Raw genomic sequence first — 26,482 nt, 5'->3', positions numbered from 1 at the left:
TCCGATCTCCCGGGGCCGGCCGATCCGGCCCTCAGGGTATCGGGTTCCCACATTCATCCGCACATGTACGGATGAATGTGGGAGGTGTTCGGATAAAGTTGATACTCAAGGCTCCTGATTTATTTGGGGAATCGGGTAAAATAATTTCTTGTTTTTTAGAGCGTACTATGATATACTGCTATTATCCTGATTTGAGGAGTCTACCAAAGGAGTCTACCAAATATGCGGCAAGGTATTCTTAAATAAAATTTGATAATGGGCGCAAAAATGATTGCCCCTTGCAGGGGCTTAGTTTTTGTACCCAATTTAAGAATACTTTTGCCTTTTTAGTAAATATCGTGACGGACAGCGGCTCATGTAAGCCGTCATACTTCTGTTTGTCCGAAGTCATGATCCCCAGCGGTAAAAGTATTAGCCGCTGGGGATTTTTGCGCCCATTTGGGCCTTGTATGGAGGATAGACATGAACATTATCAATATCGGGATTCTTGCCCATGTAGACGCTGGAAAGACAACCTTGACGGAGAGCCTGCTATATGCCAGCGGAGCCATTTCAGAACCGGGGAGCGTCGAAAAAGGGACAACGAGGACGGACACCATGCTTTTGGAGCGGCAGCGTGGGATTACCATTCAAGCGGCAGTCACTTCCTTCCAGTGGCACAGATGTAAAGTCAACATTGTGGATACGCCCGGCCACATGGATTTTTTGGCGGAGGTGTACCGCTCTTTGGCTGTTTTAGATGGGGCCATCTTGGTGATCTCCGCTAAAGATGGCGTGCAGGCCCAGACCCGTATTCTGTTCCATGCCCTGCGGAAAATGGACATTCCCACCGTTATCTTTATCAATAAGATTGACCAAACTGGCGTTGATTTGCAAGGCGTGTATCAGTCTGTTCGGGATAAGCTCTCCGCCGATATTATCATCAAGCAGACGGTGTCGCTGTCCCCGGAAATAGTCCTGGAGGAAAATACCGACATAGAAGCATGGGATGCGGTCATTGAAAATAACGATGAATTATTGGAAAAGTATATCGCAGGAGAACCAATCAGCCGGGAAGAACTTGCGCGGGAGGAACAGCGGCGGGTTCAAGACGCCTCCCTGTTCCCGGTCTATCATGGCAGCGCCAAAAAGGGCCTTGGCATTCAACCGTTGATGGATGCGGTGACAGGGCTGTTCCAACCGATTGGGGAACAGGGGAGCGCCGCCCTATGCGGCAGCGTTTTCAAGGTGGAGTATACAGATTGTGACCAGCGGCTCATCTATCTGCGGCTATACAGCGGAACGCTGCGCCTGCGGGATACGGTGGCCCTGGCCGGGAGAGAAAAGCTGAAAATCACAGAGATGCGTATTCCATCCAAAGGGGAGATTGTTCGGACAGACACCGCCCATAAGGGCGAAATTGTCATCCTTCCCAGCGACAGCGTGGGATTAAACGACGTATTGGGGGACCCAACCCGGCTCCCTCGTAAAAGGTGGCGTGAGGACCCCCTCCCCATGCTGCGGACGTCGATTGCGCCGAAAACGGCAGCGCAAAGAGAACGGCTGCTGGACGCTCTTACGCAACTTGCGGATACTGACCCGCTTTTGCGCTGCGAGGTGGATTCCATCACCCATGAGATCATTCTTTCTTTTTTGGGCCGGGTGCAGTTGGAGGTTGTTTCCGCTTTGCTGTCGGAAAAATACAAGCTTGAAACAGTGGTAAAGGAACCCACCGTCATTTATATGGAGCGGCCGCTCAAAGCAGCCAGCCACACCATCCATATCGAGGTGCCGCCCAACCCGTTTTGGGCATCCATCGGACTGTCTGTTACACCACTCCCGCTTGGCTCCGGTGTACAATACGAGAGCCGGGTTTCGCTGGGATACTTGAACCAGAGTTTTCAAAACGCTGTCAGGGATGGTATCCGTTACGGGCTGGAGCAGGGCTTGTTCGGCTGGAACGTAACGGACTGTAAGATTTGCTTTGAATACGGGCTTTATTACAGTCCGGTCAGCACGCCGGCGGACTTCCGCTCATTGGCCCCGATTGTATTGGAACAGGCATTGAAGGAATCAGGGACGCAACTGCTGGAACCTTATCTCTCCTTCACCCTCTATGCGCCCCGGGAATATCTTTCCAGGGCTTATCATGATGCACCGAAATACTGTGCCACCATCGAAACGGTCCAGGTAAAAAAGGATGAAGTTGTCTTTACTGGCGAGATTCCCGCCCGCTGTATACAGGCATACCGTACTGATCTGGCCTTTTACACCAACGGGCAGAGCGTATGCCTTACAGAACTGAAAGGGTATCAGGCCGCTGTCGGCAAGCCAGTCATCCAGCCCCGCCGTCCAAACAGCCGCCTGGACAAGGTGCGCCATATGTTCAGTAAGATTCCTTGATACGCCACAGCAAGGATGGTTATTGCATTTCCCTGCCTTTCGTGGTAAAATGTAGTTGTAAACCACCAGAGAAAACAACAACCCTGCTACCCCCCCGTTATCACCACCGATAACAATTTGATAACAGCCCATCGTATAGGGCTGGATAATATGGACACATCAAATAATCAAAAAAATGAGGTATCAAATTTATGAAGCAAAATCCGTTAAATATGATGCCCAACAACGAGTGGGAATAGGAGAAAACTGGGAATAGAATTCCCAATTTTAGTAGGAACAGCGTAATTAGGTACGCGAATGGGAAGGGGAGTCCCGCGGGACTCCCCTCTGTTTAGATCGAGAATTAGAACGGTAACGTCACGTATGCTTTATGCGTGCTTGCGTTTGCGATACGCGGCTAACGCGATGCCGACTGCGATCAGGGCTGCTGCACTGAAGCAGAGGGATGCCAGGAGTGCCATCTGGTTGTCACCGGTCCGAGGGATTGTTGAGTTGGTGGGAGCGGAGTCGGCATTCTTCTCCCACTGGGCGTACAGGGTGGTGTCCTGGTCTGCGTTCTTCTTGGGGTCGAAGGCCTGCTTGCCTTCCTTGTCGTAGGTCCAGCCCTTGAAGGTGTAGCCTTCAGCGGTGGGATCATCGATAAGGGTGATGGGCTTGCCCTTCTCGGTCTGCTTGGTCACACTGTCGCCGTGGCCGTTCATGTCGAAGGTGACATCGACCATTTCGATGGTGGGAGTTTCCCAGACAGCCGTGAAAGTGATGTTTTCTTTAGCGGTGTATTCGCCTTTAAGGGGATCGGTGCCTTCGGAGCCCTTCATGATCCAGCCAACGAATGTGTAGTCGCCGTCAGTGCCTAGATTAGGGAGTTCGACGACACCGCCTTTGTTCACGGTCTTGGCCTCAGGAGCAGTGCCATATTTGGATTCGAAGGAAACGGTGACCTTTTCCTTTTCGGTCCATTTGGCGTAGACGGTCATGCTTGTAGCGGCGGTGCCGTTGAACGAGGTGGTGAGGCTCTCATCGGTGAACCAGCCGCCGAAGTCATAGTCGGTATCGGTGGGCTCGGGCAGGGTGACGGACGTCCCCTTCTTGACCTTAATGGGGTCAATCTGGGCTCCGTGGCTGTTCATATTGAAGGTCACGGTGACGGTTTCGGGCATCAAATAAAGCACTGCTTTAGTGAATCGGGTATTGGCATTCGAGCCTTTAATGGAAGATGCTGATTGATCGGTAGGAGAAATAGGTGAATCAAAACGGGCGGTTAATACCGATCCCTCTTCCGTTGTCAGCTTAAGGACAGATGGGGGAATTGGATCGTTGCCGTTATTCATGATGAAGGCTTCCAGGTGATCGCTCGAGTCAACTCGTTTTATTTCAAGCGTAAGGCTCTTTCCAACATTTGCTGAAACGCCGCCAGCTCCCGGCTCTGCGACGCTATCCCAAGTGGCAATGGGCTCTTCGCCTTCAGCCCAGGCGTAATTCTGGGTGCCGGAGAAGGTGAAGGCGCAAACGCCGACTATGGCTGCGAGCGTGAGGAAGAAAACCGTCCGGCGCCTGGCCAAGGTCTCTTTAGCCTGTATCTTCATCGTATCCTCCAATTCAAGCGTGCGTTCCCTATTGCAACATTGCATTTCATGTTAACAGAGAATTATTTTCGGGCATGTCCCTTGCTCGGCTCGGGCTTGCTCTGGACGGGGATGCTTCGTGGTCTTGATGGGGTGGGTGCCTAATTCGAAGGAGGCAGAATCTGGTTTGGTGGTGCAGAAAAGCAACAAATATGATTTATTAGAGAGGTAATTAAATTCAAACGACGCATAGCCAACAAAGATTCGGTTATTCTTTACCAAATCGAAAAAACGCAGCAACACACTGTACGTCGTGTTGCGTTTTACGTTGGTTCAATTCGATGCAATTGGAGCAGACATGAGCTTCATGGATTCCAAATTCTCCAAATGGGGAGAGGTCGAAACTGCAGTTCTCTCCCAATCGCTTGCGAAAAGATTTGCGAGGGTGATGCTGGCGGCAGTGCTGGCAGCATCTTTTCTGCCCGTCGCAGCTTTCGCTGATGGGGGCGGGGCGGTAAGCGATCCCGTTGGCAATGCATTCAAAGGCCCTGATAAGATTCAGTACGGCGTTGCTGCACAATATACCAATATAACATCAAGGTCTGAATATAAATGGGATTATATTCGTGACAATGACGGTGGAGATGTCACAATCTCGTATCTTGATAATCTTTATCCTAATCACAAGACCGTTTCTGTAATGGGAACTCAAGTCGGCCACGTGACCTTGGTGGTTTCGGGAGGTGATGTGGGTGAGGAACGATTCGAAATCGAGATTACAAAGCGTAACGTAACTCTTAAGTCCACAAACGTCTCAAAAACCTATGACGGCGAACCTCTTGCCTGTCCCGTATCAGTTGATCCTTGTTTTGCTACGTTTGACGATGTTTATTGCATATCGACTAGTTCTCGGACCAATGTTGGCATAACGAATAATAATACGTTTGAGATAATATTTATTAAGGGTAGTCCCGACTCTTACAATATTACCAAGTTTGAAACAGGTATAGTGGAGATCACACCACGTCCGGTCACCCTGACCTCCGCGAGTGGTTCCAAGGAGTACGACGGCAAGCCCCTGACCAATCACAAGGTCACCGTTGGGGAGGCTGCCCGGGATACTGGTTGGGTCGATGGCCAAGGTGCCACCTATTCTTTCACCGGCTCGCAGAAGATCGTCGGCTCCTCTGAGAATACATTCGAATGCATCCCCAACGAGGGAACCAATCTGGACAACTATCAGATCAACAAGACGTATGGAACCCTGACCGTTACCGACCGTAGCGAGAAGTACCAGATCACCCTCACTCCCAATTCCAAGTCCGTGACCTACGACGGCACCGAGAAGTCCGTATCCGGTTTCGAGACCCTGGAGTTCGAAGTCAACGGCTCCACCTACACCGTCGAGGGTCTGACCGCCGAGGCCAGAGGCACCGATGCAGGCGAGTACCCTGTTAAGGTTTCCGGCCAAGCTGTCGTCATCGATTCCGACGGCAACGATGTGACCGACCAGTTCACCGTGAACATCGACGATGCCAAGCTGACCATCGTCGGGGTCGACTCCGATAAGTCTGCATCCAATCTCCCTCACACCGGCGATAGCGCCGCCCTCTATGCAATGGGCATCTGCGGCGTTGCGATCGCTGCCGGTGCTGGGGCGCACTTCACGTCCAGAAAGCGCAACAACTATAAATAAGCACGGATACCATTGGTGCAGCTCCATTGAAATGAAGCGCTAAGATAATCAGCAAAGGGGCCTTCCCGTCTGGGAAGGCCCCAACTTTGTGCGCGAGCATGGCATGTCAGAGAGCAAGCGTTTTGTTGAGGGGGTAAATTGTTTGCCAGCAGCCTCTGACCATGCTGAATCTGTCTACTATTCAAACAGAAAAACGAGCAGCTCAACATATTTTCCTGCAGAAAAGAATACGGCAGTGCACGCAACGCGGCCGGCCCCTTCCTTTCCTGCCGAAATCCACACGCCTGCCATCCGCTTTTTCTATGCAAATATTCACAAACACGCAAAAAAGGAATACAAATACCTTATCGATTATTTGAACGAGAAAGGGAACACAATGGGTAGACTCGAAGGCAAGGTTGCTATCGTAACGGGTTCCACCAGCGGCATTGGCATCGGTATCGCAAAGGTATACGCAGCCGAGGGCGCAACGGTTGTTATTAGTGGTCGTCGTGCCGAAAAAGGCCAAGTTGTAGTTGATCAAATTGTTGAAGCAGGCGGCAAGGCAAGCTTCCACTATTTCGACATTACCGAACCAGCAAGCATCGAAGCGCTTATTGCAGACACCGTAGAGCAATACGGCAAGCTCGACATTTTGGTAAACAATGCAGCAAACGTTGCCCTCAAGGACGGTCGTGTTGACGAGCTCACCCTTGAAATGTGGGACGCTATTTTGGAAAGCGACCTGCGCGGCACCTTCTATGCAACGAAGTGCGCTATCCCCTACATGAAAGAAATTGGTGGCGGCGCAATCGTCAACATTGGCTCTATGGCATCATGTGCAGGCGACTTAGGTTCTACCGCTTATGCATGCGCCAAGGCGGGCGTAGACATCTTCACGCAATACGTTGCCTTGCAATACGGCAAAGACAACATCCGCTGCAATTGCATCCGTCCAGGCTTGATTGTTACGCCAGAAAACGAGGCGAAGGTTCCTCAGATGCTCAAAGATATCTTCTTGGGTAGCATCATGGTTAACCGCTACGGTTGCCCAGAAGACATTGCTCATGCAGCCGTATATTTTGGCTCCGATGAAAGTACCTACACCACAGGACAGATCATCAACGTTGACGGCGGCATGAATTCGCACGCTCCAACCGTTGCTCAGTTCCGCCAGATGAATTCCCGCACGTGGTAATTCGTACAGGCGAATAGACCAGTACGAAAGCGCGAACGCGAGAATGCGGAAAGCGTGAACGCATGAACGCATGAACGTGCTAGAGTGTGAATGCGCGAAGGTGCGCAGGACTGAATGCGCGAAAGCACACCACGCACGCAAAAGATTTCTTGCAGATAGAATCTACATGGCCACTCTTTGCGGGTGGCCATGTTTTTTGCGCAGGCAATCTGTTGGCTAAGACTTATAGGACAAAATGTGTGTCCACGTTGGGGGGCATCGGCGCAGGTCGACGCCCCTTTTTCAGCCGTATAAATTCCGTGCCCGATTTTAACCGCTCGGATAGAATGTGTGTCCGGTTGCCTATCGTTCCCGCAGGTAGATAACCTTTTCCGGAACCGTTAAAAACCCTTTCGGAAGAGGTGCCCATGAAGGCCGTCTATTGCCCCTACTGCGGCGGGCGGTCTTTCAGGAGCAGGACGGCCGAGTTCCGGGAGGTCTGGCCCATGCTCGCCCCCGACGGCGGGTTCTCCAGGGCCGTGCGCGAGACCTGGCCGTAAACCATGGTCCAGCGCTGCCTTTGGCATGCTTTCTCCCAGGTGAACAGGCACATGACTAGCAGGCCGAGGCTGAGGGCGGGGATGCTTCGTGGTCTTGATGGGGTGGGTGCCTAATTCGAAGGAGGCAGAATCTGGTTTGATGGTGCTGAAAAGTAACATATTTGATTTATTAGAGAGGTAATTACATTCAAACGACGCATAGCCAACAAAGACTCGGTTATTATTCACCATATGGAAATAGAGTTTGTAGGTTCTCAGACCGATTGTGGCACATCGAAAAATGCGATTCGTGTAACGCTCGACCCGTCTATTGCCGAATATTACAACATCGTGAAGAACGAAGGTAAATTGACGGTCGAAAAGCGTCCGGTCACCCTGACCTCCGCGAGTGGTTCGAAGGAGTACGACGGCAAGCCCCTGACCAATCACAAGGTCACCGTTGGGGAGGCTGCCCGGGATACTGGTTGGGCCGATGGCCAAGGTGCCACCTATTCTTTCACCGGCTCGCAGAAGATCGTCGGCTCCTCCGAGAATGCATTCGAATGCATCCCCAACGAGGGAACCAATCTGGACAACTATCAGATCAACAAGACGTACGGAACCCTGACCGTTACCGACCGTAGCGAGAAGTACCATATCACCCTCACTCCCAATTCCAAGTCCGTGACCTACGACGGCACCGAGAAGTCCGTATCCGGTTTCGAGACCCTGGAGTTCCAGATCAATGGTCAGACCTTCTACGTTTCCGGCGTTGAGGCTTCTGCAACGGGCACCGATGCGGGCGAGTACCCTGTAACGGAAAGCGGCCAGGCGGTCGTGACCGATTCCGACGGCAACGATGTGACCGACCAGTTCACCGTGAACATCGACGATGCCAAGCTGACCATCGTCGGGGGCGACTCCGATAAGTCTGCATCCAATCTCCCTCACACCGGCTGCGGCCGCCCCCTACGGGATCAGCCGTCTACGGCCGTTCTTCATCCCTTCCAGAACAGCTGGGTGAGTTCTTGGCGGGTGGTGGTGCCGGTTTTCTTCAGAATGTTGTGCACATGGGCCTGCACGGTGCCCAGGGCCAGTTGCGGCGAACTGGCGATGTTCTGGTTGTCCTTGCCCTGCAGCACCTCTTTCAAGATGACGCGCTCGCGCGCGGTCAGGTGACAGTGCTCGCAGAGGGCGAGGAGCAGCTCGTCTACGTATTCTTGGGTGTCGGGCGCGTCGGTTCCTTAGAACGGAGGCGCAAGGTGTTGACAGCGGCGCACAGGGCGAAGAAACCAGTTCAATATCAATCCGTCTAGGCGTTAGGACTAGTTAGGATTAGTTAGGATTAGCTAGGATTAGCCAGGGTAAGGTGTGCGGTGAGCTAATGTAATCTGAAAATAATCCTGGTTATCTCTTCTCAAAACTACGGGTGCGCCCCATGCTGTGTGACGCAAGGGAGCGTCTCGCTCATTTCGGGGCGCTTCATGGGAGCACGGTCCGCAAGGGGCGGTCCGGCCAACGAATTTTGAAGGAGATTTCAATGGTCAAAGATTACATCGACACCAACGACTTCACAAAAGAAGAGCTGCTCGGCATGGTAGATCTGGCCATCGCCATGAAGGGGCTCATCAAGGAGGGCGGCGAGTACCCGCACCTGCTGAAGGACAAGACCCTCGGCATGATCTTCCAGCAGGTGTCCACCCGTACCCGCATCTCCTTCGAGACGGCCATGACCGACCTCGGCGGTCACGCTCAGTTCTTCGGCCCCGGCTCCATCCAGCTGGGTGGCCATGAGTCCATCGAGGACTCCGGCCGCGTTATGGGAAGCCTCGTCGACATCCTCATGGCCCGCGTCGATCGTCATAAGGATGTAGTGAGCTTGGCGAAGTACTCCGCGGCCCCCGTCATCAACGGCATGAGCGAGTACAACCATCCCACCCAGGAGCTCGGCGACCTCATGACCATGATCGAGAACTTGCCCGCCGGTAAGAAGATCGAGGACTGCAAGTTTGCCTGGATCGGCGATGCCACCCAGACCTGCGCGTCGCTCATGTTCATCTGCACGAAGATGGGCATGGACTTCGTGCAGTTCGGACCGAAGGGGCATCAGATTCCCGACGGCTGCCTGCATATTGGCACCGATGAGGAGCGCGCCGAGTTCGGCAAGCATCTCATGGCTATCGGCGAGGAGAACTGCAAGGTCTCCGGCGGCACCATCACCATTTCTGACGACATTTCCTGCATCGAGGGCGCCGACTTCGTGTACACCGATGTGTGGTACGGCCTCTACGACAGCGAAGTCTCCAGCTCCAGCTACATGGATGTGTTCTATCCGAAGTACCAGGTGACCTGGGATATGATGAACGTTGCCGGTCCGAACAGCATGTTCATGCACTGCCTGCCCGCCAACCGTGGCGAGGAAGTCGTCGACGAGGTCATGGACGATCCCGAGCGCTCCCTGTGCTGGGTCGAGGCCGAGAACCGCAAGCACTCCATTCGCGCCATCCTGGCCACTCTGTGCCCCCAGAGCGAGCCCGACGAGGAGAAGGCTGCGGCATACCGCGCCACCATCAATGAGCGCATGGCCGCTTTCGGTAAGCACGGTCTGTAAGACGTACCAGGTCGGGCGAGCTACGGCTCGCCCGCCTTCGCAGGAGATGGGCGACCTCATGGCCATCGGCGAGGAGAACTGCAAAGTCTCCGACGACAACCGAGTGCATCAAGGGCGCCGACTTCATCTACACCGACGTGTGGTATGGCCTGTACGATGCTTTCTGATGGGCGGCAGCAGATGCTTGTCTCTTGCCGCCCATCATCTGCGTCACTGCGCGTAAGCACTGGCGCCCTGTCTGAAAACGACTGAGCAAAGGATTAAATATGAGTGACGGAAAGAAAAAGCTTTCCTTCCTGACGGTCATTTCGACCATCATCTGCGTCGTCTTCGTTTGCGAGGCCGCCGCTCCCGCTGCTGCCATTGGCAACCAGCAGTTCTTCTGGTGGATCTTCCTGATCCTGACCTTCCTGCTCCCTTACGGCATGGTCGTCGCCGAGCTCGGCACCACCTATGACGGCGAGGGCGGCATTTACGACTGGGTACGCGATGGCCTGGGCGACAAGTGGGGCGCCCGCATTTCGTACTACTACTGGGTCAACTACCCGCTGTGGATCGCCTCGCTGGCGACCATGTTCCCCGACATCCTGGGCATGGTCTTTGGCGTCGAGTTCAACCTGATCGCCAAGATGGGCATCGAGCTCGCCTTCGTGTGGATCGTCTACCTCATGGGCCGCTCCAAGGCGGCCGACTCCGAGTGGGTCCTCAACGGCGGCGCCCTGATCAAGGTCGCCGTTGCCGTCATCGTCGGCGCCCTGGGCATCTGGTATGCCATGGAGAACGGTTTCGCGAGCGACATGTCCGCCGCCACCTTCCTGCCCGAGCTCACCAACACCAACGCCCTGGGCTACCTGTCCATCATCATCTTCAACTTCATGGGCTTCGAGGTTATCTGCACCATGACCGATGACATGGCCGATCCCGCTCGCGATATCCCCAAGGCTATCGTCGTCGGTGGCGTGGCTATTGCCGTCATCTACCTGTTCTCTGGCTTCGGCATCGGCGCCGCCATCCCGGCCGACTCCATCGACCCCGACTACGGCATGATCGTCGCGGTCCAGACCATGGTGGGCGATTCCGTGCTCTTCAAGGTCATCTGCATCGCCTTCCTGATCACCCTGTTCGCCAACATGGCCGCCTGGTCCTTCGGCGTCAACTCCGTCGCCCGCTACGCCGCCGAGCACGGCAACATGCCCAAGGTCTTCGCCTCGATGGTCTCCGAGGACGACATGCCCAACGGCGCCAACCTGGTCAACGCCGTCGTCGCCTCCCTGGTCCTCTGCCTGCAGCTCGTTCCCGTCGACGCCATCTCCAACGGCGTCTTCTGGATGCTCTTCGGCACCTCCGTCGTCTTCCTGCTGCTCACCTACATCCCGATGTTCCCGGCGTTCCTCAACCTCCGCAGGAACGACCCCGACCGCGAGCGCATCTTCACGTTCCCGTTCAAGGGCGCGATGATGAAGGTCATGCTGGCCATCCCCTGCATCGAGCTGATCCTGGCCATCGTCGCGACGCTGGTGCCGTTCTCCGCCGCCGAGGTCGGCGAGAAGGTCCCGATGATCGTCATCTTCATCGTGCTCGTGCTCATCGGCGAGGTCGTCCGCGTCGTCAGCGCCAAGGGCCGCGAGACCGAGTACAAGGGCCTCACCCCCGAGCTGGCCGCCCAGCGCCTCGCCGAGGAGGCCGAGGAGAACTAGGGCACCCGGCCCCGGGCACCCCGGCCTCCCCGGGGGCGTGCCCGGGCGACGGGTCCGCCAACCATCCCCCGGGGCGGGTGCGGGCGATAGCTCCGGCAGCCGCCGACCGCCCCGACCCCTCTCCCGTATCCCTCGTGCGTCCCGTCTCCGCGCACCTGGCTACGTCGTCGCCCGCCGGTGCGACCCCGTGAAAACCGGCCCCGGGCGCCCCGGCCTCTGCCGGGGGACGGGCGCCCGCCATCTCCTGGTCCTAGGCCGCGGGCAGCCCGCCCGCGGCAGACGATCGTCCGGTTTGGAGGAAATCTTATGCGTACGATCACCGAGTCCGAGTCCACCCCGAGGGCCGACGGCTTCTTCATGCCCGCCGAGTTCGCCCCCCAGGACCGCGTGTGGATGGGCTGGCCCCACCGCACCGACACCTGGGCCCACGGCGCCAAGCCCGCCCAGAGGCAGTATGCCGCCATCGCCCGCGCCATCTCCGAGTTCACCCCGGTCTATATGTGCGCCAACCAGGTCGACTACGCCAACTGCAAGGCCGTCTTCGAGAACGACGAGAACGTCACCGTCGTCGAGATGACCACCGACGACGCCTGGTTCCGCGACACCGGCGCCACCTACGTCATCAACGGCAAGGGCGAGAAGCGCGCCAACCACTGGCACTTCAACGGCTACGGCGGCCTCATCGACGGCCTCTACTTCCCGTGGGACAAGGACGAGCAGATCGCCCTCAAGATGGCCGAGCTCTCCGGCTGCCGCCGCTACCGTCCCGACGACATGATCCTCGAGGGCGGCTCCATCACCGTCGACGGCGAGGGCACCGTGGTCGTGACCGACCAGTGCCTGCTTTCCCCGGGCCGCACCTGCTCTGCGGTTCTGGAGGAGGAGGACCCCGAGTCCCTCTGGCCCAAGTACCGCAAGAAGTTCGAGCCCTGGAGCGAGGAGCTTCGCGGGTACATGACCGAGCACCTCAAGGACTACCTCGGCGTCGAGGAGGTCATCTGGGTCAAGGAGGGCATCGACCCCGAGGAGACCAACGGCCACATCGACGACGTCGCCACCTTCATCGCCCCGGGCGTCATGGTCTGCATCTGGACCGACGACCCCGAGTACCCGTTCTACGAGCAGTGCCACGCCGCCTACGAGACCCTCTCCAACGCTGTTGACGCCAAGGGCCGCAAGCTGAAGGTCTACAAGCTCTGCATGCCCGTGAAGCCGCTGTACATGGACCAGGCCTCCTGCGACACCATCGACGCCGACGAGAACGCCGAGCCGCGCGTCCCCGACGAGCCGCTGATCGCCTCCTACATGAACTACCTCGTGACCAACCACGGCGTCATCGTCCCGCAGTACGGCGACGAGAACGACCAGCTGGCCGTCGACACGCTCCAGGAGATCTACGACGAGGTCTGGGGCGAGGGCGTCTACAAGTGCGTCGGCGTCAAGTCCGACCAGGTCGTCTACGGCGGCGGCAACATCCACTGCATCACGCAGCAGGAGCCGTCCGCCTAATAGCCCGGCTTGCCGGGGCGCGGCGCCCCTCTTTCACGGGAGTCCGCCGCACCCCGGAGGCCCGGCCGGCCAGGCGAACGGGGCCGCCTGGCCGGGCTTTCCCCGGGCGCTCCGCTGCCTCCACACCGGAGCGCCCCTCCCCTTCGATTGGATACCCGCCTGGCCTGGGACCTGTTGCGGGTTAGGCCAATTGTTCGCTTGGATATCCCAGGCCAGACGCGTATCCAATTGCCGAAAGTTCCCGGTCGTATGCGCGGCCGTCTTGATCGGAGTATCTATGTACCAGCGTATTTAATTACTGCGCTGGAATAGAACACATGTTTGATAAATTAATTTAGCATCAGACAGCGGGCACGGTTTCAATCGAATCCGTGCCCGCTGCTGTATGTGTGAACAGTGCGAATAGGGGACGTAGCCCTGTTCACACCTGGACCGATGTCGGCACCGGTCAATGCCCACGATGCTTCTGCTTACGCTTCAACTTCCGTTGCTCGAAGCGCGCCTCCGCCTCATCCGCGCGACGCTGACTTCTTGCTTGAGCCGACTCCCGCTTCATCGCTTCCCGCTGTGCCGCGAGCGCCAGTTGTGCCTTGGTGCTCACCGCGGGCCGTTTAAGGGCTTTCGCTGCCTCGCGAGCGCGCCGCTTGGGGTTCTTCGCGGGCTTGCTTGTCTCAGTGGCCTTGTCGCCGAAGAACGAGAGCTTCTCCCATTTGCCGACAACGAATCGCAGGATCTCCTCATCGGACGGCTCCGCGCCGAAGACGATGCGGGCGACGCCGTATCTGCCGTCCTTGACATGCTCCGCCAGCCCGACCCAGAATTGGCCGTCGTGATATACGGTCAGGGTGGACGACACACTGATCTGCATGGTTGGTTCCTCCTTTATGTAGATGACCATGCAGAGAAGGGACAACCAAGGAGGCAGGTTACTGATGCGGACCCCCGCACGCCCACGACTACCCGACGGGGACTGTGTTTTTATCTCTGGTAGTTGGATTGTAGCACGCGCAGACGCGCCCTTCATCGCTGGCGACATGACATGGTTGGGGCTTACCACCCGACGTGCCCTTGCGCATATCGTCTTCTCGGTTTCGAAACTTTAAAAGACCTTGAGTTTCGAAACCGCGAAGGAGAGTTTAAGCAAGAGACGACGTTAGCTCTGAGTCGACGCTCGAGAAGGGGCTCGGGTCGCTTCTGTCCATCAGGGATGTATTCACGAAGGTCCTCATCGCTCGCACGAGGCGCGGGCCTTATACCCGGGAGGGCGTTCTCGTGCTGGATCTCGCGAGGTGACTGCTCGGCGAGCAGGAGTTCTGAGCGTCATACGGGGATATCGCTCGATAGGGCACGCAGGGCCGTTTGTGCTCACACGGGAAACGTCGTCGCCGTATGGGCGGCCAGTCGCATCCGATTAGTCTTTTGTTAAACAGACCTTTCGAGTGCGCACGAAGTGATTGCGCCAACAACGAAGCCCCAACCTGCTCGCTAACTCATGGGCAAGCCACCTGAGACTACTCATTTTCCCTACTAGCAATGAAGGCCTGCGACCTGCAGTTTTGCAAACTGCTTGAAAGGCGCCTGCGTTGATTCGCTTCCTATTGCAGCTGGCGGCTCGCACACGAAAAGGCACTTGAGTTTCAAAGCGGGCGTTTTCGTCGATATCGAACCTCTAAAGGCTGTCCGCCGTGCCCTTTGGAATGAATGATGGGCTTATGTCTGTTCCACTTTATGCGACATTTTGTCTATAGGGATGATGCTGCTGTAATGCATGGGGCCCGGAGCGCGGCATTTACTGCGCTCCGGGCCCCACTGTTTTGAGAGTTTATGGCGGCTCTGCCGTCGTCCTAGTCAAACAAACTCGGCATGTCGTTTTCTTTCATGAGGGCACCGGCGGAGGGGAGGCTCTGCGCGGTGAACTTTTCGGCCGAGACGCCGGCGCCAAGGATTTCCTCGGTCGTGCCGACGGTGGTGACCGAGCGACCCTTCTTGGCGGTAAAGGCCTGGACGCCCTGCGTGTTGGTGGTCGTCTTGGTCTTGAGCAGCGACGTGTTGAAGTTCATCAGGCGATAGTCGCTCGAGACCAGCGCGATGTCGCGATCCTCCTTGAGCACCTGGGCATACAGCAGCTTGGCTCCGCCGTAGATGGCGTTCTTAAGGCGCTTGCGGTTGGTCTTGGTAACGTATCCAGAAAGCGCGACGCGCACCACGCGGCCGTTCTCAAAGACGAACAGCACGTCGGCCTTGTAGTCCTCAGGGTCGATGACCCAGATGACGCTCTCGTCGGGTTCCATCTCGAGGTCGGTGGGCAAGTACGAGCCCAGCTGGGCCGACTTGGTGTCCTCAAACGCCGCAACCTTGCACTTGTATACCTGGCTCTTGTTGGTAAAGACCAGCAGCTCGTGGGTGTTGGAGGACGGGAACTCGATAAAGGGTTTGTCGCCGTCTTTGTACTTGAGCGTGGCCGCCTTCTTGAGCACGCGGTCGGTCATCTTTTTGAGATAGCCCTCGCGCGAGAGCATGATGGTCACCGGGTACTCCTCGACCTCGGGCTCCAGGCTTACCTCGATGACCTCGTGGGGCTCAATCCTGCCCGTGCGGCGCGGCATCACGTACTTCTTGTTGACCGCGGCCAGCTCGTCGCTGATGACCTTCTTGATGTTCTCTTCGCTCGAAAGGATCTCCTCTAGCTCGGCAATCTCGCCCTCGAGCTTAGCGATGTCCTTGGTGCGGTTGAGGATGTACTCCTCGTTGATGTTGCGGAGCTTAAGCTCGGCTACAAACTCGGCCTGGGTCTCGTCGATGTCGAAACCCTTCATAAGGTTGGGCACGACCTCAGCCTCGAGCTTGGTGCCACGGATGATGGCGATCGCCTTGTCGATGTCGAGCAGAATCGCCTCAAGACCGTGCAGCAGGTGCAGGCGCTCGGACTTTTTGCCTAGGTCAAAGTTAATGCGGCGACGCGTGGACTCAATACGCCACTTGACCCACTCGTGCAGGATCTGGCGTACGCCCATAACGCGGGGATAGCCGTCGACCAGCACGTTAAAGTTGCATGAGAACGAATCCTGCAGCGTAGTCGAGCGATAAAGCTTCGCCATGAGCTTGTCGGGGTCAACACCGCGCTTAAGATCGATGGCGATACGCAGGCCCGAGAGGTCAGTCTCGTCGCGGATGTCAGCGATCTCCTTGACCTTGCCCTCTTTGGAGAGCTTGACGATGCGATCGATGATGACATCGGTCTTGGTGGTGTAGGGGATCTCGTAGACCTCGATGATGCGCTCTTCGGGAATCCAGCGCCAGCGGGAGCGGATCTGGAAGCTGCCAAGGCCGGTCTCGATAATCTTTTCCATCTCCTCGCGGCGGTAGATAATCTCACCGCCGGTCGAGAAGTCGGGCATGGGCATGTACTCGAGCAGATCGCAGTTGGGATCCTGCAGGTAGTGCATGGTGGCGGTGCAGACCTCGTTGAGGTTGAAGCCGCAGATGTCAGACGCCATGGCGACGCCGATGCCCTTGTTGGCCGAGACAAGGATGTTGGGGAACGTGGTGGGCAACAGGCGCGGCTCCTTCATGGCGCCGTCGTAGCTGTCGACAAAGTCGACCGGGTCCTTGTCGATGTCTTTGAAGATCTCGGCACTGATGGGGGAGAGCTTGGCCTCGGTGTAACGCGAGGCGGCGTAGCTCAGGTCGCCCGAATAGTACTTGCCAAAGTTGCCCTTCGACTCAACGAACGGCGCGAGCAGCGCCTCGTTGCCGGTGGCCAGGCGCACCATCGTCTCGTAGATTGCGGCGTCGCCGTGCGGGTTGAGCTTCATGGTTTGGCCCACGATGTTAGCGCTCTTCTGGCGCTCACCTTTGAGCAAGCCCATCTTGTACATGGTGTAGAGCAGCTTGCGGTGCGAGGGCTTAAAACCGTCGATCTCGGGGAACGCACGCGAGACGTTGACGCTCATGGCGTAGGGCATGTAGTTGACCTCGAGCGTCTGCGTGATCGGCTGATTGGTGACCTCGGAGTGCAGGCCGATGACGTTCTCGGCGTTGACCTGCTTTTTCTTTGGCTGGTTCTTCGTCTTCTTCTTTGCCACGATTTCCTCTTGAACTTCTTATGGGCCGTCGTTATCGATTTGCTGCTACTGCAGGTCCAGCTGGTCCAGGTATTCCTTGCCGTGCTCCGAGATATGGCGCTTGCGGCCCGCCTCGTCGCTGCCCAGCAGAAGGTTGAACATGGTCTCCATCTTGGTGACGTCTTCGGACTCTACCTTGATCAGACGACGCGTCTCGGGGTTCATGGTGGTGAGCCACATCATGTCCGGGTCGTTCTCACCAAGACCCTTGGAGCGGTTGATGGAGCACTTCTGGTCGCCGATCTCCTTAAGAATGCCGTTCTTCTCGAGCTCGGTGTAGGCAAAGTAGGTCTTTTCTTTGCAGTTGATCTCGTAGAGCGGCGACTCGGCGATATACACGTAGCCTTCGTCGATAAGCGTGGGCACCAGGCGATAGAGCATGGTGAGCACGAGCGTGCGGATGTGATAACCGTCGACGTCGGCGTCCGTACAGATGATGACCTTGTTCCAGTTGAGGTTGTCCAGGTCAAAGGCGCCCAGGTTCTTGATGCGCTTGTCCTTGATCTCCACGCCGCAGCCCAGCACGCGCATGAGGTCCATGATGATGTCGGACTTAAAGATGCGCGGATAGTCCTCCTTTAGGCAGTTGAGGATCTTGCCGCGGACGGGCATAACGCCCTGGAACTCGGCATCGCGCGAGGTGCGAATGGCGCCTGCTGCCGAGTCGCCCTCCACGATGTAGATCTCGCGACGGCTCTTATCCTTGGAGCGGCAGTCGATGAATTTCTGCACGCGGTTGGCCATGTCGGTCTTCTGCTGCAGGTTGGTCTTGATGCTCTGGCGCGTCTTCTCGGCATTCTCGCGCGAGCGCTTGTTGATGAGCACCTGCTCCATGATCTTGTTGGCGGCATCTTTGTTCTCGATCAAATAGGTCGAGAGGCGCTCCTTAAAGAATGCCGTCATGGCCTGCTGGATAAAGCGGTTATTGATGGCCTTCTTGGTCTGGTTTTCGTAGGACGTCTGGGTGGAGAAGCAGTTGGTCACCAGCACCAGGCAGTCCTGGACGTCCTGCCACTTAATGCCGCTCTCGTTTTTGTTGTATTTGCCCTGTTGCTTAATGTAGGCATCGATGGCGCTGGTGAGGGCACTGCGGGCCGCCTTTTCGGGTGAGCCGCCGTTCTCGAGCCAGGAGGAGTTGTGGTAGTACTCCTGCATCGTGAAAGTGCGCGAGAAGCACATGCAAGCAGTGATTTTTACGTTGTAATCGGGCAGATCCTCGCGATCGCGACCGCGACGGTCGGCCTCGATAAAGAAGGGCTCGGTAAGGTAGTCGGTACCGACCTTCTCGAGCACGTAGTCCTCGATGCCCTTGGGATAGCAGAAGTCCTCTTCGGAAAACTCGCCGTCGTCGCCCTCGATGCGCAGCCGGAAGGTCACGTTGGCGTTGACCACGGCCTGGCGGCGCATGGTCTCGCGATACCAATCGTGGGGGATGCTGATGGAGGTAAAGACCTCAAGATCGGGGCGCCACTTGATAGTGGTACCGGTGCGGTCCTCGTCGCTGGGCTCAACCTCGAGTGCTTTCTTTTTGGCGCCGACGACCTTGCCCTTCTTAAAGTGCAGGGAGTACTTGTTGCCGTCGCGCCAAACCGTGACGTCCATGTATTCGGAGGCGTACTGGGTTGCGCACGAGCCCAGGCCGTTGGTGCCGAGCGAGAAGTCGTAGTCGCCGCCCTGGTTGTTGTTGTACTTACCGCCGGCGTAAAGCTCGCAAAAGACGAGTTCCCAGTTAAAGCGCTTCTCGGAGGGGTTCCAGTCAAGCGGGCAGCCGCGGCCGTTGTCCTCTACCTGAATGGAGCCATCGCGAAAGGCGGTAAGGGTGATGAGCTTGCCGTAGCCCTGGCGCGCCTCGTCAACGGCGTTGGACAGGATCTCGAAGGCGGCATGCGCGCAGCCGTCGAGCCCGTCCGAGCCAAAGATGACGGCAGGGCGCAGGCGTACGCGCTCCTCGTCCTTGAGCTGACGAATACTGTCGTTACCATAGTTTGGGGTGTTTTTTGCCATGCTCGCTCTCTCGATGCTCCTTTGCTGCGTTTTAGTCATATAGATAGTCAAGGTAGCATAGCCCAGCCCTTGGGCGATTCCAACCAACACGAAATCCATCGAACAATCGTTCGGAGTTCGATAAGGTTTCGTTTACTCGCACAAAACCGAGTCGGTATTGTGCGAGCAAGTTTGAATAGCGAACCGAAGTTGTAATGTCCGCATAGCGATGACGAATGAGCCGAGTCGGCGTCTCTCACAAAAGTAACTAGGAGCTAGCGGGGCCTATCCGAATTGACCTCATTGGCGGTATCGGCTTCGAGCGCCGTGCGGCGGGCGCTGTAGGCGACGAGGCCGGCGCCTGCCGCGGCGAGTGCTGCAGCGGCTGCCGTAAGGGGAGCGCATGTATCGCCCGTGCCCGCAAGCGCGCCCGCTTTTCCGGGGCGCTTGCTATTGTTGTGGTCCTTGCCGCTGCTGGAGCTGCTTCCGCCGGAGCCGCCGCCCTTGTCAGTACCGCCGCCACTCGAGCCGCCACCGTCGTCCACCGTCATCGGTGCATCGTGAAGCCCCGTCGTATCCGCGCTGTCGCATACGCCGACCTGAACTTCTGAGCGTTCGCATGCCGCGTCGGGCACATGAAGCTCGTGCAGTACGGCACCCAGCGCCGAGTTTGCACCCGGCCGAATTTCCTCGAGCGTTACGGGATCGAGCGCCACCAGGTTATGCGCCTTCGCATACAGCGTTACGCGTTTGCCCACATCGTCGCTCCAGCTCTCGGGGATGGCGAAGCTCATGCGGAACTGTGCCGTGCAACCCGGTGCCAGCACGGCGTTGCCGTTGTCGGCTACCAGCGGGTGCGTTGCAAAACGTGCGCCCAGCGTCTCGAGCGCGTACTTCACGTGTGCCATGTCTTGGGCCGAAGCATCCTCGGCAAGCTCTGGATCGTAGATCGAAACCATGCGTGCGTTCAGTCCGAATCCGATGGATGCGCTGGAGAACGGCTGGCTGGAGCCCTCTCGGTACAGATCGATCGTGCCGGCGGTCAGCAAGGTGTTGCCGTCGTTTCGCACCGTGACCATGAAGGATTCGCCTGCTGCTCCGGGTACCACCGCGCCCGAGGTAGCGACCGCGCCCGTCGGAGTGGCACACGCCACCAAGGGCACTTCGATGCCGTGCAGCTCTGCCTCGCTCTTCTCCGCGCTCACAATGTGCGTGGCGAGTGCGGAGAGCATGCCTCCCGACGTCAAAAATGTCGTTATCTGATCGACGGGATGGTCCAGCTCGCACATCACGAACGGCTCCGTGAACAGATCGCCTGCCAAGGTGCTGGCGAAGATGCGGAAGTGCTTGCCCATCACTGCTACCGGGTTGCCTTCTTCGTCGTAGGTTTGTCCCACCTTGCCATCGGTGTTCTCTACATAGAGCACGCACCTGCCGTTGTTGCTTACGCTAAACGATGCCGGGCCACAGCCTGCGGCACCCACGGGCTGCGTTGCAAATGCCGATGCGCCTCGCGTCCAAGTAATATGCTGCAGTTGCTCGTTGACGGTTGCCAAAAAGCCCGAATGTTGTGGCCATGGCACCGCATGAGGTACCGTGGCGTCTGGTGACATAACGTCCCAGCACGCAATGGACTGGCCGATCACGGCGTACGATGCGCAGCCGCAACCGTCTGCGGTCTCGTACGCAACGGACACCACCATTTTGCCGTTGATATTCTCGGGCTTGCCCAGCTCGATACTCGACGGTGCTTGCGGAAAGCAGAGGACCTGACGGAACGTGAGACTGTCGCCCAAATCATCCGACCACAAGGTAAAGCATTCCAGCGCAACCTCGGCCTCGCTGCCGAGCGCCTTTTCTGCGGTGGTTCCGCGGCGGTGGAGGTAGGCACCCGACAGGCGCCCGTCGACGAGCGTCTTGCCTACCGTGATACGCGGGCACTGCAGACAATGGTAGCCATCCTCCTGAAGGCGGCCGCGCGAGATGCTGCGCCACGACGTATACGACACCACGCGAACTTTGCTATTACTTATGTGCAGGCGCACGACGGACAGTATGCCGGCTGTGCTTGCCGTATCGAAAAGGGTGTTGTCACCGGCGGGGCGCTCGCCCGAGATCAGCAGCACGTAGGCGTCCTGGTTTCCTCTTCCGTCCGTATATTCCACCACGTCGAAGTCGTAATCGAATATGCCGTCGCGCTCCACGTCGCCCTCGCCAAACCCAAGGGGAAAGTCCACGGGAGTGGGAGCGGACCACGTGCCGTTTGCCTTTGTGTGCACCACCAGGCGCGAGCGGCCATTGTCGCCGTAGCGCACCGAGGCGATACGGAACAGACATTCTACGCCGGCAATCATTGCCAGCTTCATGTGGGCTTCGCTGAGCACGCCAGCAAACAGCACGTTGTCGCTCGAGGGCTTGATGCCGCCACGCTCGTCCTCCGATACACCAGCAGAATTGGCGTTGGGGTCCGCAACGGCGTTCGTCGCCTGCCCGATATAGGTGTAGTCATACATCGGCGCGGCGTTTTCGTCGTTCTCTATCAGTGTATGGACGAAATGCTCGATCTGTCCCGTGCCGCCGCTTTCTGCATCCGCCTCGAGCTCAATGCGCGTGACCGCTTGATTCCAATCGCGCACGACAGGCGCGACGTTTACGGCAGTGGCCTTAACCTCGGCGCGTGCGAGCAGCTCGGCGTTGGTGACGATGGTGGCCGATGCGATAAATTGCGGCACGCCGCCTGCCTCGGCGTTGCCGGCCGTGCCGAAGCGGGCATCCAACGTGTAAGGCGTATCTCCACCCAATGCGAGCTCAGAGCGCTGGAGCACATACTGGTTGCCATTGTTCACCGACATATTCCACGAATCGAGGAGTGTGGGCCACGACCCCGACCAAGCCTTGGTGGTCCACTTGAACATTACGAACTGGAGTATCACATCGACATCGACGTCTGCACCTACGCGCAGTCGCGGAAGCTGGTGTCCATCTGCCTTCTCGTACCCAATGAACAGCGTGAGGGATGCGGCGCCGCGCACGGCAGACGAAGCGACACCTGCAACGCCGGCGCCAAAGGTGACGGCAAGCCCGATCTGGATGGTGAACGAGCCCGAGGTGTTTGAATAGTCGAGCGAAATGTTTTTAAAAAACGCCGCGCCGCTGCCGTGCGTGTGGGCACCCACGGCGAGCGCCAGCTTCGCCAGCACCCAGGGGTTGACGTTTAGGAAAAACGGCACCGGTCCTAGGGTAAACTGCTCGGTCCAATTGAGGTTGGTTCTTACCTGGAAGAGGGCCTTAATATTGCCAAATGCGGGGTCGTTGTTGTCACCCCAGGTTTTGCCCACCCAGTCGTAGGCGAGCGATCCGTACAGCTGTGTGGCGATATCCATCGTAAAACGCGGCGTGCAGTGGTGACGAAGCAGCTTAGTGTTCCTTGGATCGGTGCCCGAACCGGCACTCATACTTTTGTACTGATTCCACTTCCCCTCCATCTCGTCGAGGTAGCGGTTTGCCTGCTTGGCGCCCGACTCGCGCGGTGACTTCTTCCAGTACTCCGGATCCGGATTGCCCGAATCGTTCATGTAGCCGACCGGTTTGTATCCTCCGCCAAACAGCACGTATCCGGCAAAAGAGAAATCGAACAAAATGGGGAACGAGGGCATCCAGCACGTGAACTTATTGCCGCCGATGCCGGGAAACGCCGCCGGGAAATCAAACGGAGTAATCTCTTGGTCCATGGTGGTGGGGACGATAGTGGTCGAGCCCGATTCTGCCTTTGCGGCCGGCGCGGTGACAACGGCCATGGGGGAGGAGAGTGTATAGGTCTTGCCCTGATAGTCGAGGACAAAGCGCAGCTTGCATCCTTCCTCCAGAAGGCCCGAAGCTGCATCGAGGAACGTGTCTTCGAGTGTGAACGTTGCCAGATTATCCGAACCCGATGCACTGGCCTTGACTTGGCCAATTTGCGTGACGGTTTCGGATGAGCTGCTCGTGGCGGGCATTACCTTGTTGATGCACAGCGTTGCCTGTCCACCCTGTGGCAGATGTGCCTGCACGGTAAAGGCGTGCGTGTCGGGTTGGTCGTTTCCGGCGTCGTCCTTCGGCAGTGCCATGAACGTGGCGTCGGCGTACTGGATGTCCCACTCGTCGAACGTAAGCTGGCGAAAGTACGGCTCACCGTCGGAAAGCGGACGTGTGGGCGCGGTAATGGCGGTGCCGCCCTGGATGCGCGTGAGGGGGATCTCGACATCACGGTAGCCCGCCATGCTGATGGAGATGCCACCGTTAAAGTCGTACGCGTCGAGAAGCGTTGCCTCGTCCACGTAGCCTTCCGAAAGCGGCGCGACCTCAAAGATGGCCGTGCCCTCGTCGTCGGTAGTGGCGGAGATCTGCTTGCCCGCGGCATAACGCGACGCGAGCGTGACCTGGGCTCCCTTGATGGGCATATTCTTGTTGGCGACGTCGACCACGACCACACCAAACATGGTGCGCGAGAGAACGAGCACCTTGAAGGGGTCTTCTTCGTCGGCATAGGCCTCGGTGGGGGCGAATGGCAGTATGAAGGCGTTTGCGCTGCTCGGCACGCGAGGCAGCATGATGCCTGCCAGCGAGGATGCTCCGGCGATAAGTAGCGAACGACGATCAAGCATTTTGGGCTCCCATCCCGCAAATATCGGAGGAAATAATCCTATTTTGCGAGAAGGTGCCCCGTGGCGGTAGTGCCGTTCAAGGGTCAAAATGTCCAAATTGATCGAGCGAAGCGCCGGGTTCCGGAACGCGTTCGATGCGCTTGGCAGCCCGGTCGCTAACGCAACATATGCGCGACCAGCTCGGCGCGAGTTCCGATACCAAGCTTGGCATACACTCCTGATAGGCGGTTTTTAACAGTGCCCGGCGATACTTCCATGTGGCGTGCGATTTCGGCGTTGGTCCATCCGCGGCAGGCGAGCATGGCCATGGTGAACTCCGTGGTCGTTAAATCGTCGGCCACGTCCTCGCCCGAATCGGGGTTGTGGATGCGCCGCCAGCCGTAGCTAAATCGATACGTAATCTCGATGATGCGTGCGAAATCGTCAGGGTATTGCGCTTTTAGGCACGCCTCGATGAGCCCCTGTAAAAGGCCGTGGTGCTCGCCAATGAGCTCGATAAGGCCGTCGGGGCGCGCAATGTCCCAAGCGGCTCCGAAATGTGCCTTTGCGGCGTCGATGTCCTTGAGGCTCATGCATGCCATGGAAGCCGCCAGGTGCAGGAACAGTTCCGAGATGGGATAGCTTCCCTGTTTCATGATCAGGGCATTTTCCACCATGCCCAGGCTGCGGCCGTATTCGCCGCGCAGATACAAGGCGTGCGCCATCACGTAGCTGGCGAACAGGCGCAGGCCTTCGGGCAAATGCGCCGCAAGCGGATAAAACTCTTCGGCGGAATACGGGGAAGGCAAGTGCAGCAGGACGCTCGCGGCCGAGGTGAGCAGGATGTGCATGGCGTGGACGGCAGGCGATTCCTCGTCGGCCGGCGTATCGAGGATGCCAGTAAGGCACCGGCGGGCATCGGCGATACGGTTGAGCGACAGACTGGCGTATCCGCAGATAAAGCATGCGGAATAGCGCAGTGCGGGGTCGGTGGCGTCAAGATAAGGGCGCGCCGTCTTGGCAGCGAGGGTGGCCTGTCCGCGAAAGTACAGCGCTTCTGCCGTGGCAATGGCGCGCGAATCGGGGTCGGAAATGCCTGCAACCGCAGCGTCAATCTGCCCCGGCACAAAGGCGGTGCACATCAACGGCATGGGAACGCATGGGTAGCCATCGCAGTCCATCTTCCATCTCCCAACAGCTGGCAACAATAGCAGCAATTGTACTCCTGTTACTCGGGACTGGAATTTGCGGGTATGGCATACGATTACGCAGAACGTATAAAGGAAGAGTCTATTGGCGATGCTGCCAAGGTGGCTACCGAAGCCTAGCTGAGCTCGACAGTAGGAAAAATTGCCACCCCTGCAAAAAGCTTTGTCGCAGCGATGGGAAACACATCTTGTTCTGCATATAATGAGGTCATATGACGGTGCGTTTGCATACGTGTGACGCATTCCCATCGAACCGAAAAGGAGCTTTGCATGGATTCCAACAAGCGTCCCGACGACATGGTGCGTATCACCACTTCCGAACTTGCCCAGGTGTTCATCGATGAGCAGGTCGCTGCAATCCGCGAGCAGATCGGCGACAAGAAGGTCCTGCTGGCCCTTTCCGGTGGTGTCGACAGTTCGGTTGTCGCGGCCCTGCTCATCAAGGCCATCGGCAAGCAGCTTATCTGCGTGCACGTGAACCACGGCCTGATGCGTAAGGGCGAGAGCGAGCAAGTCGTCGACGTCTTCAAGAACCAGATGGACGCCAACCTGGTCTATGTGGACGCGACCGATCGCTTCTTGGATAAGCTCGTGGACGTCGAGGAGCCCGAGGCCAAGCGCAAAATCATCGGCGCCGAGTTCATTCGCGTGTTCGAGGAGGAGGCCCGCAAGGTTGGCGACGAGGTCAGCTTCCTCGCCCAGGGCACCATCTACCCCGACATCCTGGAGTCCCAGGATGGCGTGAAGGCCCACCACAACGTGGGTGGCCTGCCCGAGGACCTGCAGTTTGAGCTTTGCGAGCCCGTCAAGCTGCTGTACAAGGACGAGGTCCGCGTCGTGGGCCGCGAGCTCGGTCTGCCCGAGAACATGGTCGAGCGTCAGCCGTTCCCCGGTCCCGGCCTGGGCGTCCGCTGCCTTGGTGCCATCACCCGCGACCGTCTTGAGGCGCTGCGCGAAGCCGACGCCATCGTGCGCGAGGAGATCGACAAGGCAGGCCTGACCATCTGGCAGTACTTCGCCGTGGTGCCCGATTTCCGTGCCACCGGCGTGCGCGAGGGCAAGCGCGCCTACGACTGGCCCTGCATCATCCGCTGCATCAACACCGTCGACGTGATGACCGCCGAGGTGCCTGAGCTCGACTGGGCACTGCTCAAGCGTATTACCGCTCGCGTCACAGCCGAGGTTCCCGGCATCTGCCGTGTGTGCTACGACCTCACGCCCAAGCCCGTCGGCACCGTTGAGTGGGAGTAAGCTTTTTGGGCTGCTTTGATCATAGTTCCATGAATGGGGAGGCCTCGCGCGATTGCGCGGGGCCTTCTTTTTCGAAAAGAGCTGCCGTCGTGTTGTTGCCACTGTCCATCGTGCTTGCCATCGCCTCTGGTGTTGTTCC

At 57.7% G+C, this 26,482-nt stretch carries 15 protein-coding genes; 7 read left to right on the top strand and 8 right to left on the bottom strand.

Annotated features, from left to right (window positions below; all coding sequences use genetic code 11):
* Positions 1 to 462: 462 nt before the first annotated feature.
* On the top strand, positions 463 to 2,382 hold the full coding sequence (tet(W), locus tag ACTNB2_RS07375) for a tetracycline resistance ribosomal protection protein Tet(W) (protein ID WP_441042591.1): 1,920 nt from the start codon (positions 463 to 465) through the stop codon (positions 2,380 to 2,382).
* Between the two features lie 368 nt (positions 2,383 to 2,750).
* Here tet(W) and ACTNB2_RS07370 read toward each other — a convergent pair whose 3' ends face one another.
* Positions 2,751 to 3,968: an InlB B-repeat-containing protein gene (locus tag ACTNB2_RS07370; protein ID WP_441042592.1), complete on the bottom strand. Its 1,218-nt coding sequence runs from the start codon at positions 3,966 to 3,968 to the stop codon at positions 2,751 to 2,753.
* Between the two features lie 988 nt (positions 3,969 to 4,956).
* On the opposite strand from ACTNB2_RS07370, the gene ACTNB2_RS07365 reads away from it, so the two are divergent.
* Both ACTNB2_RS07365 and ACTNB2_RS07360 read left to right on the top strand, forming a co-directional pair.
* Positions 4,957 to 5,643, top strand: a complete 687-nt coding sequence (locus tag ACTNB2_RS07365) for a hypothetical protein (RefSeq protein ID WP_441042593.1) — start codon at positions 4,957 to 4,959, stop codon at positions 5,641 to 5,643.
* Positions 5,644 to 5,746: 103 nt separating this feature from the next.
* On the top strand, positions 5,747 to 6,820 hold the full coding sequence (locus ACTNB2_RS07360) for an SDR family NAD(P)-dependent oxidoreductase (RefSeq protein ID WP_441044899.1): 1,074 nt from the start codon (positions 5,747 to 5,749) through the stop codon (positions 6,818 to 6,820).
* Between the two features lie 380 nt (positions 6,821 to 7,200).
* Here the strand turns inward: ACTNB2_RS07360 and ACTNB2_RS07355 are convergent, their stop codons facing one another.
* Positions 7,201 to 8,289 carry a hypothetical protein gene (locus tag ACTNB2_RS07355; RefSeq protein ID WP_441044898.1) on the bottom strand — a complete coding sequence of 363 codons (1,089 nt, stop codon included), beginning with the start codon at positions 8,287 to 8,289 and terminating at the stop codon, positions 7,201 to 7,203.
* A 47-nt stretch (positions 8,290 to 8,336) separates the two neighbouring features.
* A complete protein-coding gene (locus ACTNB2_RS07350; protein WP_441044900.1) occupies positions 8,337 to 8,480 on the bottom strand; it encodes a LuxR C-terminal-related transcriptional regulator in 144 nt (47 codons plus the stop codon).
* Between the two features lie 398 nt (positions 8,481 to 8,878).
* On the opposite strand from ACTNB2_RS07350, the gene ptcA reads away from it, so the two are divergent.
* The 3 genes from ptcA (at position 8,879) to ACTNB2_RS07335 (ending at position 13,155) form a co-directional block, all read left to right on the top strand.
* Positions 8,879 to 9,949: a putrescine carbamoyltransferase gene (gene ptcA / locus ACTNB2_RS07345; protein WP_441041781.1), complete on the top strand. Its 1,071-nt coding sequence runs from the start codon at positions 8,879 to 8,881 to the stop codon at positions 9,947 to 9,949.
* A gap of 266 nt (positions 9,950 to 10,215) precedes the next feature.
* Complete coding sequence (locus tag ACTNB2_RS07340; RefSeq protein ID WP_441041783.1) at positions 10,216 to 11,646, top strand: APC family permease; 1,431 nt, start codon at positions 10,216 to 10,218, stop codon at positions 11,644 to 11,646.
* A 306-nt stretch (positions 11,647 to 11,952) separates the two neighbouring features.
* On the top strand, positions 11,953 to 13,155 hold the full coding sequence (locus tag ACTNB2_RS07335) for an agmatine deiminase family protein (RefSeq protein ID WP_441041785.1): 1,203 nt from the start codon (positions 11,953 to 11,955) through the stop codon (positions 13,153 to 13,155).
* A gap of 448 nt (positions 13,156 to 13,603) precedes the next feature.
* Here ACTNB2_RS07335 and ACTNB2_RS07330 read toward each other — a convergent pair whose 3' ends face one another.
* From ACTNB2_RS07330 to ACTNB2_RS07310, 5 genes are all read right to left on the bottom strand, one after another.
* Entirely contained in the window at positions 13,604 to 14,023 is a 420-nt protein-coding gene (locus tag ACTNB2_RS07330; protein WP_441041786.1) for a YjdF family protein, read from the bottom strand.
* Positions 14,024 to 14,999: 976 nt separating this feature from the next.
* Entirely contained in the window at positions 15,000 to 17,240 is a 2,241-nt protein-coding gene (locus tag ACTNB2_RS07325) for a DNA gyrase subunit A (protein WP_427728391.1), read from the bottom strand.
* Between the two features lie 45 nt (positions 17,241 to 17,285).
* On the bottom strand, positions 17,286 to 19,283 hold the full coding sequence (locus tag ACTNB2_RS07320) for a DNA gyrase/topoisomerase IV subunit B (protein ID WP_441041788.1): 1,998 nt from the start codon (positions 19,281 to 19,283) through the stop codon (positions 17,286 to 17,288).
* A 254-nt stretch (positions 19,284 to 19,537) separates the two neighbouring features.
* Positions 19,538 to 23,905 (bottom strand): hypothetical protein, encoded by a 4,368-nt coding sequence (locus ACTNB2_RS07315; protein ID WP_441041790.1) that lies wholly within the window; start codon positions 23,903 to 23,905, stop codon positions 19,538 to 19,540.
* A gap of 155 nt (positions 23,906 to 24,060) precedes the next feature.
* Positions 24,061 to 25,035: a helix-turn-helix domain-containing protein gene (locus tag ACTNB2_RS07310; protein ID WP_441044897.1), complete on the bottom strand. Its 975-nt coding sequence runs from the start codon at positions 25,033 to 25,035 to the stop codon at positions 24,061 to 24,063.
* A 327-nt stretch (positions 25,036 to 25,362) separates the two neighbouring features.
* On the opposite strand from ACTNB2_RS07310, the gene guaA reads away from it, so the two are divergent.
* Positions 25,363 to 26,343, top strand: coding sequence for a glutamine-hydrolyzing GMP synthase (guaA, locus tag ACTNB2_RS07305; protein ID WP_427794284.1), 981 nt, complete (start codon positions 25,363 to 25,365; stop codon positions 26,341 to 26,343).
* The last annotated feature ends 139 nt before the right edge of the window (positions 26,344 to 26,482 follow it).

Source organism: Collinsella sp. HCP28S3_G2 (assembly GCF_052065125.1).
Lineage (GTDB): Bacteria > Actinomycetota > Coriobacteriia > Coriobacteriales > Coriobacteriaceae > Collinsella.
This window is presented reverse-complemented; position numbering and strand designations above follow the sequence as displayed.

What these genes read in the sequence shown, in the direction of transcription:
- ptcA (WP_441041781.1), top strand. Translation starts at nt 8,879, where the DNA reads ATGGTCAAAGATTACATCGACACCAACGACTTCACAAAAGAAGAGCTG.
- ACTNB2_RS07360 (WP_441044899.1), top strand. Translation starts at nt 5,747, where the DNA reads ATGTCAGAGAGCAAGCGTTTTGTTGAGGGGGTAAATTGTTTGCCAGCA.
- ACTNB2_RS07335 (WP_441041785.1), top strand. Translation starts at nt 11,953, where the DNA reads ATGCGTACGATCACCGAGTCCGAGTCCACCCCGAGGGCCGACGGCTTC.
- ACTNB2_RS07330 (WP_441041786.1), bottom strand. Translation starts at nt 14,023, where the DNA reads ATGCAGATCAGTGTGTCGTCCACCCTGACCGTATATCACGACGGCCAA.
- ACTNB2_RS07320 (WP_441041788.1), bottom strand. Translation starts at nt 19,283, where the DNA reads ATGGCAAAAAACACCCCAAACTATGGTAACGACAGTATTCGTCAGCTC.
- ACTNB2_RS07310 (WP_441044897.1), bottom strand. Translation starts at nt 25,035, where the DNA reads ATGCCGTTGATGTGCACCGCCTTTGTGCCGGGGCAGATTGACGCTGCG.
- ACTNB2_RS07340 (WP_441041783.1), top strand. Translation starts at nt 10,216, where the DNA reads ATGAGTGACGGAAAGAAAAAGCTTTCCTTCCTGACGGTCATTTCGACC.
- ACTNB2_RS07370 (WP_441042592.1), bottom strand. Translation starts at nt 3,968, where the DNA reads ATGAAGATACAGGCTAAAGAGACCTTGGCCAGGCGCCGGACGGTTTTC.
- guaA (WP_427794284.1), top strand. Translation starts at nt 25,363, where the DNA reads ATGGATTCCAACAAGCGTCCCGACGACATGGTGCGTATCACCACTTCC.
- ACTNB2_RS07315 (WP_441041790.1), bottom strand. Translation starts at nt 23,905, where the DNA reads ATGCTTGATCGTCGTTCGCTACTTATCGCCGGAGCATCCTCGCTGGCA.